This is a genomic window from Caballeronia eucalypticola, from assembly GCF_047608185.1.
Classification (GTDB): Bacteria; Pseudomonadota; Gammaproteobacteria; order Burkholderiales; family Burkholderiaceae; genus Caballeronia.
The window spans coordinates 27,016-41,335 of the sequence record NZ_JBLKRU010000030.1; the positions used below are offsets into that span (position 1 = coordinate 27,016).

Here is a 14,320-nt window from a genome sequence, read left to right on the forward strand (position 1 = left end):
CACTTGCGGTTGTCGAATCGGGGCGTGCCTAGAAACGATGTCGCACGGCAATGCGCACGGCCAATTGATTTGCCGATGAAGAGAGGCCGCCGCCGGCGGTGGTTGTGATATAGGCGTGGTCCAGAACGGTGCCTGTCTTGTCACCCGACACGCGTTCATAGGCACTTTGCAGGTAGACATCGGTCCGCTTTGACAGCGAATAGTCGACCATCAAGCCTAGCAAATTGATTTTTGGACTTGCCACGAGGTTTGTCGCAGACATCTTTTCCGTTGTGTAAACGTACTGGCCGCCAATGAAGAAGGATGGCGTCACCAAGTAGCGGAAATTCACCTCGAAGTTCTGAAATCTCAGGGAGTTAATGATGCCGCCGCCAGGCCCAGCGATCGTGCCGATATAGACCGACGTGGCTGTCGCCGCTGGCTGGTTAATCAACGAATTTGTATAGACGAACCCGAGCGTCGCTTTACCGAACGTATAGTTCACGCCGCCACCGAAAATTTGCAGCCCTTTTGAAACGAAATCGGCGCTGCCTGAAGGCGGAATCGCGCCTGTTGAGTTCTCGCCAGGGCTCTCTGCACGCAGGTAGGCGGCCGCGACAAGCAGGCCTCCGTTCGTATATTTAGCCCCGATGCTGTATGAGTTGTTATCGGCGAAGTCCGTGCCATTGCTGAAACCATACGTGCCACCGATCTGGAAGCCGCCAATATTCGGGCTGTCGTACTTCACCGAGTTGTTGTTGCGGAAGGTGCCATCGGTGTTGTCATTGTCGTACGGGTGAGCGAGCAACAGACCGCCCCAGTTGCCGTTTGCTGTGGTCGGTCCCAGATAGGTCGAAAACAGCGAATCATATTGGCGTCCGACGGTGAACGTTCCATATCGGTTGCTGCTGAGTCCAACCGAAGCCTGACGTCCAAAGCCAAGACCTCCCTGACCGAGCGTGCCGGTATTGACGTTGAAGCCGTTTTCCAGCCAGAAGACCGCCTTCAGACCGCCGCCCAGATCTTCCGCGCCGCGCAAGCCCCAACGGCTGCCTTGGGCCATGCCGTTAACGAGTTGATAACTGGCGTGGCCTGCCGAGTTGCTTGTATAGTCGAACCCTTCGTCGATAATGCCGTACAGTGTGACGCTGCTTTGCGCGTGCGCGAGCCCGCTAAAAAGGCTGGTTGCGGCCAGCGCGAGGACAGTCTTTTTCATTGTCGTCTCCTGATTATTTTTTTAGGGGACCGCTCCCAACCCAATTTCTCGCGAAAGAAACCGGGGCGCCGGCAACACCATTTCCCTACGCGGGCCGCTCATTTTTTGATTAGTAATACTATGCGTGACCGGTGTCACTTAGTGCCGCTGAGTGGGATGTCGCTTAGGCCATGAATTCTCCGCCGTTTACGTGCAGGATCTGCCCGGTCACAAAGCCGCCTGCCTGCGAACAAAGGTAAAGACACGATTCGGCAATGTCGTCGGTCGTGCCGAGTCGGCGCACCGGCATCGCCTGGCGTCTCGCCTCGTACTCTTTTTCGAAGTTTGGGTAATGCACCGGATCACGTGTCGTTTCAATAATGCCCGGCGCGATCGCGTTGGCAGTGATACCGACTTGCCCGAATTCGACGGCGATCGCTTTGGCGAGCGCAAACACACCCGCTTTGCAAGTCACGTTGTGTGCACGGTTGATTTTTGGGAAAAAGCCATCGCGCCCGGAGATATTGATCACTCGTCCCCAGCCACGCTTAATCATATGCGGGATCGCGAATTTCGCGAGATAGAACGACGCACTGAGATTGCTGTTGATGATCTGGTTCCAGTCTTCGACCGAGATGTCGAGAAACGGCTGATGATGGCGCACCGACACGTTGGAGACAACGATGTCGACACTGCCGAGTTCGTTCGCGGTCCGCTCCACCATCTGCTCCACCGCTTCGGAATCGCCCACGTCAGCGCGCACGGCGATCGCCTTTACGCCGAGTGCGCGCGCTTCGGCGGCGACCGCTTCAATCGTTTCTAGATTGCTATGGCCATTAATGACGACATTCGCCCCGTTACGCGCGTATGCGAGTGCAATCGCTCGGCCGATATTTTGACCCGAACCCGTGACAATAGCCGTGCGTCCCTGCAAGGACTGGCTTTGCTCGTTACCTGAATGCATCAGTGACGTCTCCTTTTTAACAATTATTCGGTATCCTAAGGAACTATAATTGTTGTGGTGGCCCTAGCAAGGTGAAACACACGATTGCCGTCAGACGGTGGCCACCCGCCGCAGTAAGGCTGTGGTACTGGGGCCGTCAAGCTCGGCGATGCAGTGCAGGTCGGCGAACAATGCGTCTGTTTCCTTGCCGAGCCCACATAGTGCCCCGAATTTGGCTGCTAGTTGCTCGGGTGTCATCGGATTGCGGCTATGGCCGAGCGGGTATTCCGTCAGCGCTTGCAATTCGCTGCCGTCTTCCATCTCCACGACAATGCGCGTCGGCACTCTCGCGGGATACATTGCCGTCAATTCCGGCGCCTCGTCGACCGTGATTCGTTTCAACAGGTCGCGCACGTCCGCTCGTTGCAGGCATTCCGGTTCGAATTGCGCGGCCGTCAACTCGCCGTCGAGCAGCGCAATCGCGATGCAATAAGGCATGCTGTGATCCGCCGTCTCGCGGGTTTTTGGCTGCCATTTGTCGGGACCGTCGGCAGCGGCGACGCGGCCAAATTCAAAGGTCGACACTGTGATGCGGCGAATTTCTCCGATCTCTAATTTCAAACGCAACTCAAGTGCGGCAGAGATTGCCGTCTGCGTGAAGTATTGCGACGGATATGCCTTGAGGTGCGTGTCGAGCAGATGCAACGTTTGGAGAGGAGTGTCGAAATGGCCCGTGTCGGGAACGCCGGTAACTTGTGCGAACAGGCCATGCGTACCGTCGAGCGAAAGCGTCGGCGCCGTGATCCCCTCTGACGCTGCCAGCGCGGCGAAAAGACCCGCGCGGGCGGCATAGGCCGCAGCTGCAGCTTTCCACACTGACAGCGAGCCTACGCGGGTTTCCATCAGCGCGACATTACCAATCGCGGCCATATTGATCGCGTGCGCCTGCCGTGCAGTATCGAGTTTGAGCAGCGATCCGGCCATCACGCTGGCAGCGATTGCGCCGAGCACGACGTTGTCCCAGCGTCCTTTCCGGGTAGACACTGAATCTGCTAGCCGGCAATGCGTTTCATAGCCAATGGCCAGCGCCGTGCACAATTCCTCGCCGCTGCTGCCAAGCGCTTCAGCCAGCGCGAGTGCAGCCGGGATGTTGTCGCTAGGGTGCACGGCTTCTTTCGACAGATAGATGTCGTTGAAATCCAGGTAGCGCGCCGCAATCCCATTGACGAAGGCAGCCGCTTCCACGGTCACGCGTTGCGACGTGCCGATAGCGCTGGCGCCAACGGCATTTGGAGCTGCCACCGAATAACGGACAGCCATGGCGCGCGCCTGCCGCACGGCTTCTTCGATTACGGCACCGCGTGCGCAACCAACCGTGTCGATCAGCCGCTCGATAATCGCCCTCCGAACCTCAGGGGCGCGACTGGGCGGTACGCAGGCCTCGGCGAACCTAGCTATGGTGTGGGCAAAACCTTCACGATCGTTTGCAGTCAATCCCATTCTGACTCCGTTCATCCATACAGCATTCTTTTGTGCATCTCAGATTGCATGCAATGTAGCATAAATTTTCCGAGGATAGTTTTTTTTGCGTCAGCCAGGATTCTTGTTTGACGGGGAGCGCCGTGTGCCCCGATGAGCCGGATTGTCGCAAAAGGCCATTTTTCAGTCTATCGACCCCAGCCTCAAACGAATCGGCACGGACTATGTCGGCCTCTATCAAATTCATCGTAGGGACTATGAAACGTCCATTCAAGAGACCTGGAGGCGCTGCACGACGTGGTCAAAGCAGCCCAAGGCTCGCTATGCCAGCGACTTGAGGCACCTTATGTTCCTCATGCAGTTGTCGGCTTCGAGCAAGCACTAAAGACCCGCAATAAGGTATGCGAAGTTACAAAGAACGACAATGAACCGCTTGCGCCGTTTTTCTGTGCGCTTGCGCCTCGCCACAGGGTGACGCAGCTCTTCATACAAATTCGTGTATCAAAGCGACTACTACAGAACTTGGCGTGTGACCTTAGGAGACGTTACACGGTGGTGCGGCGGGGGCGGCCACGACGGCATCGGTGATACTAATGACATGAAACCCGCCACAATCGCCTCTTTCTCGTGACTTTCGACTTTTGTGCAAATAGGGCGTTTTATAAAAATTAGAAAAGGCCCCGCGATCAGGGATTCACAATCGACCGTCAGTTACAAGTTTGTGCTGACCCAAGTCGGGTCATCAGAAGAACCTGCCCATAGGAGCTACGAAACGAAGCATCGCAAAGAGGACCTAGCGCGTGCGAAGCTGTAGCGTCGTCCCACTGCGCTCTTTCAGCCTGAGGCTCTCGTCAAATCAACACGCCAGGGTTGGGCTGGTGACATTCGCAGTCGACTGCGTCCAAGCATCCGGCAATAGCCTGTTCGAATCTTTCTTGTGTTCGCCGGAGACTGGCTTTTGAACCCGCGTTGGATTTCAAAACCTTCCTCATTTTTCTGGTATTCGCCTCAATGCCGGCCTATAAATAGTTTAGACGGTACTTCTCCGCGCTGCAGACTCACAAGGTCAATATCAGCAGTGATGTGCCGCCCGATGACTTATATCTGTCTGGAGAAATCAAGCTGACCCCGAGACTCGGTAGCGAAGCATTCTCTTCTACACCATCGGGCTCGTAGCGCAATCTCGGCTTGCGAAGTCCCCAAATGCATCCCTTTCGCGACCGTCAAGCAGTCCGGTAATGCTCGCTTTTCCCGTCGCCATGCACGTGACGAATTGGCCATTCTAGGGTAAGAAGTTTCGTTGTCCGCACGACCGAACCGCTAGCGGTAGAGGTCGCCATTAACAAAGGAATTAATATGAAATTAAAACTGATTGCAGCCGCTGGCACCACCCTGCTACTTGTCGTGTCTGGCATTGCGCATTCTCAAGTCACTCAGCCAGCATGGTCCACTGATCAGCCTTCGGCACAGCAACCGGCGGTTCCAGCCATGACCGGCGGACAGATGACCGCGCAGTCAGTTGGAGGGGTGCCAATGTCCGGAACCGAGGCTAGCGGGCCGAGCAGGTATGTCGCTCCCTGCGTCGTCGGCTTATCGTGTGATATCTACAAAGGCAACTGACCTCTGATACAGCAATATTTCCACGGCGTATGGCGACATGCGCGCAACGGCGTTCATTCGAAGTTGGCCGCCCTTTGGCCGTTGCTGCGCCTCCGGGTACTGTGAGCGCATTAAAGGAATGTAGTGGGACCCTAAATAACATGTTGTCCGACGGCAGCAACGCGCGCTCTTCAAGCGCGCTGTGCCTTGCGTTTCGTGGACCGGCCAGATCATACTTCGAGCTGCTCGAGGACGCGTCCTTTCGTCTCGACGCCCAGAAAATGAACCGCTACCGCGGCCAGCATAGGCACGATTGCGAGCAGGTATAAAGCCGTGTCGAGATTGCCGCCGACCAGCGTTTTGCCGACCATCGCCGGTGCGAAGATGGCGGCGAGCTTTAACCACGCACCCGCTACCCCGCAACCGAACGCACGGATGCTGGTCGGATACAACTCGGGGGTATAGACGTACGCCGTGATGAATCCGCACGACATGAACCCGATCGCGAACGCACAGCATGTTGCAACCACGTACACCGACTCGTTGTGAAATACGCCGGCGAGCGCGAGTGAAACCGCGCACAAGACGAACGCCACATTGATCACTGGTTTGCGGCCCACCCTGTCTACGATCAGCGCACAGATCACGGATCCCACTACGCCAAGTAGCGAAGCCGCTACGGCTAAATTCAATGCCAGTTGCAGCGGCGAGTGATAAACCGTCTTGTAGATCGTCGGCAGCCAGGTCGACAGGCCATACTGGATTACGCCGCAGGTCATCCATAGCAACGCGACCGCGATCGTACGCTTGATATAAGCCGCGCCAAAGACATCACGTGCGCGACGCTTGGGGTGACGATGCGTTATTGCGTCGAACTCGGTCGTGGGCGGCAGTGGCGGCATCGGACCCTTGACCGTGGCTTCGAACGCCTTGAGCGAGTGGTCGGCGTCGTGCATGCGGTCTTTCGATGCCAGCCAGCGCGGCGATTCAGGAACAATCTTGCGCAGCGCAAAGAACAGGAGCAGAGGCACACCACCGATGATATACATTGCCTCCCAGCCAAATCGCGGGACGATCCAGGCACCCAATGCATTCGATGCCAGCAACCCGATCGGGAACACGATTTCATACAGAAGGACGAAACGTCCCCGTCCGTGAGCGCGCGTGATCTCATTGATATAAGTTGCCGCAACCGGCAATTCACCGCCGAGCCCCAGCCCTTGCGCAATCCGCAGCGCGACGAAAACGGCGAACGTTGGTGCGAATCCGCAGGCAATGCTCGTGACGCCGATATTCCCCGAGCTCCACGCTATCGAGCGCACACGACCAAAGCGTTCAGCCAGCGCAGGAAAAAGGAAAGCACCAATCAATTGGCCAATCGATCCCGAAACAATCAGAAATCCGATCTGTCCAGGTGTAAGGCCCCACTTCTGGATCAGAAGCGGTAGCGTAGTCGCTATGGTGATGACGTCAAAGCCATCGAAGAAAGTCGCCGCGCCAATCAGGAAGCGCGCGCGCACCTGCATCGGGTTGGTCGGCAGACGCTCGATCCGCGCGATGATCGAACCAGCGGTAAGCGCCCCCGAGGCACTCGCACCGCCCTGCGCTGCAATCGTATTGCCTAACGTATTGCCAAACGTTCTCATGTCTGTCCCTTGTCCTGGTATGGCGTCCATGATGCTTAAGCGAGCGCTTTGGCTGTATTGGCGAGGGTCGCGATGTCGATCGCGCGGCCCTGGCTCATCCACTTGCGCGCAAGCTTCAGGTCACGCGGCATGTTGATCGAAATCACGCCGCGGATAAAACCCGCTTCCAGAAAGAAAAGACTCGCGCGGCGAGCGTTCAGGTCGCCGCGTATGACCGGTTCAATGCCGGCGGGAATGTCGCCGAGGATCTGCAGGTTCACGTCGTATTAATCGGACCAGAACCACGGGATTTCTGCATAGGGCTCGCGGGTGCCCATGAGCGCGCGCGCGGTTGCTATCGCCTGATTTTGCGCATTAGCCCATGATTCGAGCCTTACGCGCCGCTTGAGCCACGCGTTCGGATGATTTGAAACATCGCCGCAAGCGAAGATGAACGGGTCCGACGTCGCCCCGAATTCATCGACCACAATGCCGTCGTTCACATCCAGTCCCGCCTCTTGTGCGAGTGACGTGTGGGGCGTCAGGCCAATCCCCGCAACAGCGAAATCCGCATCGAGCGTGCTACCGTCCGCGAATGTCGCGCGCACGCCTTGCTCGTGATCGGTTAGCGCGACGAGCGATGCATCGAGCCTAACGTCCACCCCATTCGATTGATGCAACTCCAGCAGGAAATCCGACACCGTTTGCGGCAACGACCGGCCACACAGACGCGTTGCGCCCTCAATAACGGTCGCCTCCACGCCCAGCTGGCGCGCCGAGGCGGCCACCTCGAGACCGATCCAGCCGCCGCCGATCACGAGCACACGCGCACTTTCACGGAGCTTCGCGCCAAGCGAGACCGCGTCGTCGAGCGTGCGCAGGTATGCGTGACGCCATCGATCGCCTCGGCTTGGGCAGAGCGGCTTTTAGGGACGACCACACGTGTGTTAGGCCCTAATGGCCACGGCGACTTCTTCACCGGCACGACTGCTTGCCTGAGCGCGCTCTACGGCGCTCAACGCTACGACGAATTGATCCAACTGGTGGATAGCGCGCGCTTCAACTGGTGGCATTACCGCCGCTGGTAGTCGATGCGTTGATGGCGCAGAGTCGGCCAGCCGAAGCACTACGCTAGGCACAGGCTTCAAAGAATCCAATGCCCCACTCGCGCGGCCGCGACAGCCTCTGAGGCGATCCTCTTGCAGTGCGGAATGATTGATGAGGCTCATTCGTGGCTACAACCGGCTGGTTCGATCCTGCGATGAAACCAGCTCCGAGCGCGGATGATACGATAAAGCGCAAATGCTACGTCTCTACCGAGGGGTTAGGTAAGCATGAAATACACTTCCAGAGCGAAGCTACCACAATCGTTGCAGGTTGGTACGTCGCGGTGGATTGATGGCGAGGTCAAGCGCTACCTGCTTACAGGCGAATATGACGCCTTTTTCAACGGGTGGCCTGGCTCGGATTTTGTTGACGCCGCCACACAGGCTACCCAGCAGCTGCGGAGGGCTCTCTTGTCGGAAACTTTGCGCCGTTCAGCCGGCGTTCAGTTTTCGCCTTGCGTTCCAAATGACCTGTATGCATGGAGCAGCAACAGATTGCGGCCGATGGTGTATGGACTATTCGATGCAAACGAGCGGGCAGCCGTCCTACACCTGCTGGCAAATAGCATTGTGTTCCTCACGCCTACAACCATACTAAAGGCTCTCCAGACTGAGCGCTGGCTATCTACAGCGTGGGATGTGGCGAACATATACTTAGAGAGCCTGAAGCTACCAACGCTCTCTTTGCAGGGGTGCAACGTCGTCGGTTTGAGCCAGGAAACTACCTGCTACGTTTCGGTGGCGTACTTCCGGGAGATCGACCCTTTCGCTGACTTCGTCGTTCACGAGGCAGCGCATGTTTTTCATAATTGCAGAAGGGCCGCTGCCGGTTTAGGCCACCGGCCTCGCAGCGACTATCTTCTCAATATCGACTTTCGCATGCGTGAGACCTTTGCGTGGGCGTGCGAAGCCTGGAGTCGAATAAGTTCGATAGCACCGAGTCGTAGCGATCGAGAAACCCTGATTAAACAGCACGCGGAGCATGGACTTCCAAGCGACGACAGGGTCGATCACAGCGAATATCTTGATATTCTCGCCGAGGCTGTTAACTCGCGAAACGATTGGCACAAAATTCTGTCGCGCTGTACCGTAAAACGGTGCACCGATCATGGTAAGTCCGGGCGGCTAATTGTTCACCCCGCAACCGCCATGTATGCGAAACGAGCGCCGTGATGTTCGCAAAATCGACTTAGGAGCAAGTCAGATGGGCGCAACAACCTACGTTTATACGATCTCATATGTCGCGAAGATGTTAGGCGAACCGAAGGCATGGCTGGAAGAATTGGCACTTATGAATCTGGAGCCGGAGGATGGTTGCCTAGGCGTGATTGGCCACATGGACGCTGAAGGTGATGAACTGGTTGCAGTGACCGCATTCACGACCGGTGGCATCGAAGCTTTGAAGGAATTGGTCGCCGATATACAGCGGAATAAGAGAGAATTCAGTCCTGTCGCCCTAAATCGGTACCCGTCAAGAGATGGGCAGTGAGCGTCCCTCGCGCGCCCGGCTGGAGATGTCCGTCGCATCGCCTAGCTTCGGCCTCTGTGTCTCTCTCGCTTCTCCAGCAGGCAGAAAAAACAGGTTTAGACTTAACCGTTCGAGCGCATGGGCGGTAGAGGACCGCCTCCGCAGTTAAGGTAGATTGGCGATCCTGCAGCTTTTTTCGGCGATCAGGAATCGACAATCGAATGCTCCTTGCCGACCCACTGCCGAGTTTCGACCTCATCGATTGCGAGCCGCAAAACAGACACCGGCCGCGTCGCGTGTAGGGCTGTCGTCGACCGTTCCATCGCTCCTATGCAGCATGCCAACGGCTGCTTGACACAGAACAGGAGTCTTTCGCGAGCGCAAGGTTATGGTTCTGCAATCGCCACGAGACGCCGATTCAACGACGCCTCCTGGGGCTCAGCGCGCTCGGAACCTCATGCATGGTGAAAATCCCCGCGGTCGCAATGGCCACCCGCCTGCGGGCAGCTTGCTCATCGTCGCCGAAGCGGTCGACGCCCCACGATAAGGTCGTGACCAGTTCGAAGAGATCTTCTGCCGTCACAGCTTTCACCGCCATGCCTGCGGATTTGGCTTTATCGAGAAGCACGCGGGTCTTCTCTATCAGTCGCGAGCTCGCCGGGTTCATCGACGATTCCGGATCGCTTCGTGCGCTGGCTACGCAATAGGGCAGGTCATGCCAGATGCGCAGTTGCCAAGTCAATCGTAGCAGCCACTCCGCAAGCGCCTCGCGTGGACCTAGCGAACCCGAGAACTCTTCGGCCTCGGCGAGCGCGGCCTCAATATTGGCCTCCATGACTGCAGCGAGCAAGTCGTCTCGAGTCGGGAAATTCCGATAAAGCGTAGCGTTGCCGACGCCAGCACGGACGGCGATGCCGTCGAGGGACGCTAGCACGCCTTCTTCCTCGAACGTCTCGCGGGCCGCGACGAGGATCGCGTCGCGATTGCGTTGCGCGTCGGCGCGCAACGCGCGAGGCGCTCTTTCCGGGGAACTGCGAGCAGCAGACATGGCATCTCTCTTTGACAAAGTGGGGAATGTCCCCGTATATTGTTCGTTCTGGGGGGCATCCCCATTTCGACAGGAGAATACATGAAGCAGTCACTCGACGGTAGGACGGTATTCGTCACAGGCGCCAACGGCGGGCTGGGAGAGCAGTTCGTGGAGCAGGCGCTCCAGCGAGGGGCCAGGAAGGTCTATGCCACAGCGCGAAACCCGAAGCAGCGGGCAGATGCGAGAGTCCAGGTCATCTCGCTTGACATCACGAATTCCGGGGACATCGCCCGCGCGGTGAATGCTGCGCTCGATGTCGATCTATTGATTAACAACGCGGGCATCGCGCCGGCGGGAGACTCCATCACAGGGTCTGCGGACGCGCTCCGCCGGATTTTCGAGACGAATTTCTTCGGAACACTTGCCCTCGCGAACGCCTTCGCACCTGTGCTCGCCACCAACGGCGGAGGCACGCTTTTGAACATTTTGTCCGCGGCTGCCTGGATCAGCGTGCCGACCGGCTACGCGGCATCAAAGGCGGCGATGTGGTCGGCGACGAACGCTTTGCGAGTCGCCTTGAAGAGTCAACAAACACAAGTGATCGGCCTTCTCGTCGGCATGGTTGATACGCCGATGGCCGCGCGATGGGATGTCCCGAAGGTAAGCGCAGTCAGCGTCGTCGACAAGGCCTACGAAGGTGTCGCAAATGGCTCGATCGAGATCCTGGCCGATGAGGCTGCACACGAACTCAAGTCTCGGCTGAGCATGAAAGGCGAAGAGCTGTATCCGTGGATGGACGAGCAACTCCGAGGGTTCGTGCCCTGATCTTTCCGAAGCGCCTCAAGACAAGCACAGAGGGCCGCTTTGCAGCGACGGCTGCCTTCCGTCCAAACGGTGAGTGGCCGTTTCATGTCCGTTACTGGCCCTCCGCGATCAAAAACGCATCTCTCGCGAGGTCGACGCAGTGCCGAGCTTCAGCCCGCTCGATCGAGCGTCGTAAAACTGGCGTTCACAACAGGCAGATCCTGGCCCGCTCACTGCCTTTCCGCATCGGGTGGTCGAGTTCTCCGTTGCGCTAAAATGTGGCTTGCGAGAGGGCCTCTGGCCTCAAACTTAATTAGAGGCGCGGTAGGCTCATCATCCACGGGTACCTTGTGCGAGCCGCGGGAGTCCCTCAAGCCTCAATGATGAAAATGGTAGACACCGAGGACTTAATATCCGCCGCGACTAGAACGCGAGCCGGTTCGACGACCTCGTGCACCAAAGGCCGACAGCGAGCTCAACCGTCGACAGCAGGCTGACCCAAATTTTTTCTGAACATTGCTTCGATAAGTGCATGGCAGGAACCAAGCGAAAATCTATCCGCCCGGGTGCCAACCGAAAACCGCTAAGCAAGTCGTCGCTGCTGCCGATGTCGGCACAATCAGCACGCGAGTTCGCACGCTCATCATCTTGCGTTGGCGGCTTGCCGCAGCGACAGTGGGAACCGACATCAGATCAACGAACTGGTCCGTTCAGCGTACATGGCCTACTTCCTTCAGCGCTTGGGCTTTGGTGATACGCCGTTCGAGTGTTACGAACATGCAGAGGCGACGTTCGAGAACGCTCTCGCCGTTGCAGCGAAAAGCGCCTGTTGGCTGATCAGTGAGCAGGACGCACCCGTGATCGAGCGCCTGTTGGCGCTGCACGACTCGCAACTGAGTGAGGCGCCAATGCACCGGGTGGCGGAAGCCGAAAACAGCTACGTCAATTCTCGCCGGTACGGGCGTATTGCCGCTCGTCCGCCCGAAATCGGATTAATGGGGCCTGCCGCCCTTCCCATGAACGCATTCACTTTTTAGCCATGCTGCGCATCAAACGTGTCAGCTCCCGCGCACGTCTCTCGCTGAAGACGCGTCCCAAACGGGGTGCGCTGGTGCGCTACGGCGACCGAATTGCGGAGGTGCTGGGTGAGGCACGGGGCGAGCGCGTCATGATCCGCTCGCTGCACGCCGATGGTATCGAGCGACGCAGCGCCGTGAAGTGGAAAAATCTGAGATTGCTCGACGATCAATTGTTCTAGTGCGAGCCCGCAAGTATCAAGCCGAGCTCATTGCAACCGCCTGCGACCCGCGCAGGCGGATACCGCGTTCAACGCCCTACTGGTTCACTGCGTGCTTCAATGCTTTGCCGGCGGCAAACTTGACGGTTTTTGAAGCGGCGATCTGGAGTGCTTCGCCAGTTTTCGGGTTGCGCCCGGCTCGGGCCGCTCGCGCGCCTGTGCTGAAAGATCCAAACCCGATGAGTTGAACGGGGTCTCCGTTGACCACCGCGTCCGTCACGGTCGCCAAAAATGCATCGATGGTTTCTGCTGCGGCGGATTTCGCGATGCCCACTTCGCTTGCCACTGCATCGATGAGGTCCTGTTTGTTCATGTTCGTGTTCTCCAATTTAAGCGAGAGACAGCCTATTAACTGTCGGGAAAGGAGAATACCGCACCGGACAGACCCATTGGGTTTATGGACCAAAGCTGATCTCGACTGACCAGACTCCATGTGGCGCGACCGTTTCTAAAACACTCGACTGCTGGCGCTGGCCGTGTCATCTTTCGCCGCGTCAGCGTCCGCTCCGCTCTTCCAGAAAATCTCGACGGCGGCTGCGACGTCTCCGAACAATTCAACTGGTAATCGTCAAGCCAGGAACGCCAATCAGGACGTAGTGTTTAATACGCTTTACATCCTGTCTAATACAAAAATTCAACAAAGGGGACGTTTCACCGTTCGCGGGCTGAAAAACCTCTTTTAGAGCATGTCGAGCTGAAAGGGTCTCGCCGCAGCGTGAAACATTTTGGCGTTTAATGCTGGCATTCACTGCTGGATATGGCTTTCAGGGTGTCGCGAATTCAACGTTGATTGTTTCACGGATTGCAGCTTTGCCGAACGCTTGGTGCCCAAGGGTGCTGCGGTAATCAAGCAAGAGTCAATTAACCACCGTTCCGGCACAAGCTCCACGCGCAATTCAGCAAGCCTCATGTGCCCCATCGACCCGCGGCAGTGGCAACCGCTGGAGAGCGGTCGAGCCCTTGACTGGCCGGCGATCTACTAGACATTACGAGCGATAATGTTTAATAGTTCCATCTTGTCCATGCCGCTCAGCGAAAGACCTTCTAACCGGCGCGCCGAACTCGTATCCGCCATGAAATTTGACGCGTTAACTTGCTAATAACAATTATCAGACAAGGATGCTACGATTGATTTAGTGATTTCCTGCGGCCGTGGGCGGCTCGCGCCCACCGATCACGCCTTGCCTCGCCTCTCTCCCTACCCGTCGGTCGGCTCAGTGATAGTCGTCCTCACGCTGATGCCGCACGGCAAGAATGTCGACCGTGCGCTCGTCCTCGATCTCAAACAATGCGACATAGCCGGCGTCGCCAAACGAGACGACCAGCTCCCGTAAATACGCGTTATCCGGCTCGACCTTGCGACAGGTGTATGGAAACAACTCGAGCATGTCAGCGGCTTTGCGGATGGCCTCGAGCGCGCGGCGCGCGGCCGGTGCGTCTTGTTCAAGCAGGAACTCGTACAGGCGCAACAAATCTGCGCGCGCTTCAGTTGTGTAGCGAACCCGATAGCTCAACGTTTGCCCTGGGATTTTTCCGCAGCGACCAGCATCGCTTCCAGTTCGGCGTGCACATCGGTCGCGTCGTAATATTCACCCGTACTGCGTGCCCGATCGCGGGACTGCAGGCCGCGCGCCACGAAATCCCTTTGCATCTGCCGACGGCTGACGCTTGCGCGCAAGGAAGACTCCATGAGCGACGACAGACTTTCTCCGTCGAGCAGGACGCTCTCGGCAGCCTGGCGAAGTTCCGGATCAACCCGCAGAGACGGCAAAGAGGCGGTTTTCATCTGACTACT

The 14,320-nt window shown here is 57.5% G+C and carries 14 protein-coding genes and 2 pseudogenes; 7 read left to right on the top strand and 9 right to left on the bottom strand.

The features are described 5' to 3' along the window. Window positions 1-28: 28 nt before the first annotated feature. The 3 genes from ACMX25_RS27690 to ACMX25_RS27700 form a co-directional block, all read right to left on the bottom strand. Window positions 29-1,195 carry a porin gene (locus ACMX25_RS27690; RefSeq protein ID WP_414953193.1) on the bottom strand — a complete coding sequence of 389 codons (1,167 nt, stop codon included), beginning with the start codon at window positions 1,193-1,195 and terminating at the stop codon, window positions 29-31. Window positions 1,196-1,358: 163 nt separating this feature from the next. Then, window positions 1,359-2,138 carry an SDR family NAD(P)-dependent oxidoreductase gene (locus ACMX25_RS27695; protein WP_414953194.1) on the bottom strand — a complete coding sequence of 260 codons (780 nt, stop codon included), beginning with the start codon at window positions 2,136-2,138 and terminating at the stop codon, window positions 1,359-1,361. Between the two features lie 90 nt (window positions 2,139-2,228). Beyond that, a complete protein-coding gene (locus tag ACMX25_RS27700) occupies window positions 2,229-3,617 on the bottom strand; it encodes an MmgE/PrpD family protein (RefSeq protein WP_414953195.1) in 1,389 nt (462 codons plus the stop codon). Between the two features lie 139 nt (window positions 3,618-3,756). Between ACMX25_RS27700 and ACMX25_RS27705 the strand changes: the two are divergent. Beyond that, window positions 3,757-3,978, top strand: a pseudogene (locus ACMX25_RS27705) (aldo/keto reductase); the annotation flags it as partial. Between the two features lie 1,447 nt (window positions 3,979-5,425). Here the strand turns inward: ACMX25_RS27705 and ACMX25_RS27710 are convergent. Both ACMX25_RS27710 and ACMX25_RS27715 read right to left on the bottom strand, forming a co-directional pair. After that, window positions 5,426-6,841, bottom strand: a complete 1,416-nt coding sequence (locus ACMX25_RS27710) for an MFS transporter (RefSeq protein WP_414953196.1) — start codon at window positions 6,839-6,841, stop codon at window positions 5,426-5,428. A 35-nt stretch (window positions 6,842-6,876) separates the two neighbouring features. Continuing rightward, window positions 6,877-7,704: pseudogene (locus ACMX25_RS27715) on the bottom strand (NAD(P)/FAD-dependent oxidoreductase); the annotation flags it as partial. Between the two features lie 3 nt (window positions 7,705-7,707). On the opposite strand from ACMX25_RS27715, the gene ACMX25_RS27720 reads away from it, so the two are divergent. From ACMX25_RS27720 to ACMX25_RS27730, 3 genes are all read left to right on the top strand, one after another. Beyond that, complete coding sequence (locus ACMX25_RS27720) at window positions 7,708-7,908, top strand: hypothetical protein (protein ID WP_414953197.1); 201 nt, start codon at window positions 7,708-7,710, stop codon at window positions 7,906-7,908. A 246-nt stretch (window positions 7,909-8,154) separates the two neighbouring features. Beyond that, window positions 8,155-9,099, top strand: coding sequence for a hypothetical protein (locus ACMX25_RS27725; RefSeq protein WP_414953198.1), 945 nt, complete (start codon window positions 8,155-8,157; stop codon window positions 9,097-9,099). A gap of 31 nt (window positions 9,100-9,130) precedes the next feature. Then, window positions 9,131-9,415: a hypothetical protein gene (locus ACMX25_RS27730; RefSeq protein ID WP_414953199.1), complete on the top strand. Its 285-nt coding sequence runs from the start codon at window positions 9,131-9,133 to the stop codon at window positions 9,413-9,415. A gap of 397 nt (window positions 9,416-9,812) precedes the next feature. Here the strand turns inward: ACMX25_RS27730 and ACMX25_RS27735 are convergent, their stop codons facing one another. Beyond that, complete coding sequence (locus ACMX25_RS27735; protein WP_414953200.1) at window positions 9,813-10,442, bottom strand: TetR/AcrR family transcriptional regulator; 630 nt, start codon at window positions 10,440-10,442, stop codon at window positions 9,813-9,815. An 81-nt stretch (window positions 10,443-10,523) separates the two neighbouring features. Here ACMX25_RS27735 and ACMX25_RS27740 point away from each other — a divergent pair, with 81 nt between their 5' ends. From ACMX25_RS27740 to ACMX25_RS27750, 3 genes are all read left to right on the top strand, one after another. Continuing rightward, window positions 10,524-11,249 carry an SDR family oxidoreductase gene (locus ACMX25_RS27740; protein WP_414953201.1) on the top strand — a complete coding sequence of 242 codons (726 nt, stop codon included), beginning with the start codon at window positions 10,524-10,526 and terminating at the stop codon, window positions 11,247-11,249. Between the two features lie 698 nt (window positions 11,250-11,947). Next, complete coding sequence (locus ACMX25_RS27745; protein ID WP_414953202.1) at window positions 11,948-12,265, top strand: hypothetical protein; 318 nt, start codon at window positions 11,948-11,950, stop codon at window positions 12,263-12,265. Between the two features lie 2 nt (window positions 12,266-12,267). Continuing rightward, complete coding sequence (locus ACMX25_RS27750) at window positions 12,268-12,486, top strand: hypothetical protein (RefSeq protein WP_414953203.1); 219 nt, start codon at window positions 12,268-12,270, stop codon at window positions 12,484-12,486. Between the two features lie 76 nt (window positions 12,487-12,562). Here ACMX25_RS27750 and ACMX25_RS27755 read toward each other — a convergent pair whose 3' ends face one another. From ACMX25_RS27755 to ACMX25_RS27765, 3 genes are all read right to left on the bottom strand, one after another. Continuing rightward, a complete protein-coding gene (locus tag ACMX25_RS27755) occupies window positions 12,563-12,838 on the bottom strand; it encodes an HU family DNA-binding protein (RefSeq protein ID WP_414953204.1) in 276 nt (91 codons plus the stop codon). Window positions 12,839-13,739: 901 nt separating this feature from the next. Further along, window positions 13,740-14,039, bottom strand: coding sequence for a type II toxin-antitoxin system RelE/ParE family toxin (locus ACMX25_RS27760; RefSeq protein ID WP_414953205.1), 300 nt, complete (start codon window positions 14,037-14,039; stop codon window positions 13,740-13,742). After that, the gene (locus ACMX25_RS27765; protein ID WP_414953206.1) at window positions 14,036-14,311 is read right to left on the bottom strand and encodes a YlcI/YnfO family protein; all 276 of its coding nucleotides are present in this window, start codon (window positions 14,309-14,311) and stop codon (window positions 14,036-14,038) included. Before ACMX25_RS27765 ends, ACMX25_RS27760 begins: the two co-directional genes overlap by 4 nt. Window positions 14,312-14,320: the final 9 nt, after the last annotated feature.

Coding starts and splice junctions, on each gene's coding strand:
- ACMX25_RS27735 (WP_414953200.1), bottom strand. CDS start 10,442: ATGTCTGCTGCTCGCAGTTCCCCGGAAAGAGCGCCTCGCGCGTTGCGC.
- ACMX25_RS27700 (WP_414953195.1), bottom strand. CDS start 3,617: ATGGGATTGACTGCAAACGATCGTGAAGGTTTTGCCCACACCATAGCT.
- ACMX25_RS27695 (WP_414953194.1), bottom strand. CDS start 2,138: ATGCATTCAGGTAACGAGCAAAGCCAGTCCTTGCAGGGACGCACGGCT.
- ACMX25_RS27750 (WP_414953203.1), top strand. CDS start 12,268: ATGCTGCGCATCAAACGTGTCAGCTCCCGCGCACGTCTCTCGCTGAAG.
- ACMX25_RS27745 (WP_414953202.1), top strand. CDS start 11,948: ATGGCCTACTTCCTTCAGCGCTTGGGCTTTGGTGATACGCCGTTCGAG.
- ACMX25_RS27690 (WP_414953193.1), bottom strand. CDS start 1,195: ATGAAAAAGACTGTCCTCGCGCTGGCCGCAACCAGCCTTTTTAGCGGG.
- ACMX25_RS27710 (WP_414953196.1), bottom strand. CDS start 6,841: ATGAGAACGTTTGGCAATACGTTAGGCAATACGATTGCAGCGCAGGGC.
- ACMX25_RS27765 (WP_414953206.1), bottom strand. CDS start 14,311: ATGAAAACCGCCTCTTTGCCGTCTCTGCGGGTTGATCCGGAACTTCGC.
- ACMX25_RS27740 (WP_414953201.1), top strand. CDS start 10,524: ATGAAGCAGTCACTCGACGGTAGGACGGTATTCGTCACAGGCGCCAAC.
- ACMX25_RS27755 (WP_414953204.1), bottom strand. CDS start 12,838: ATGAACAAACAGGACCTCATCGATGCAGTGGCAAGCGAAGTGGGCATC.
- ACMX25_RS27725 (WP_414953198.1), top strand. CDS start 8,155: ATGAAATACACTTCCAGAGCGAAGCTACCACAATCGTTGCAGGTTGGT.
- ACMX25_RS27730 (WP_414953199.1), top strand. CDS start 9,131: ATGGGCGCAACAACCTACGTTTATACGATCTCATATGTCGCGAAGATG.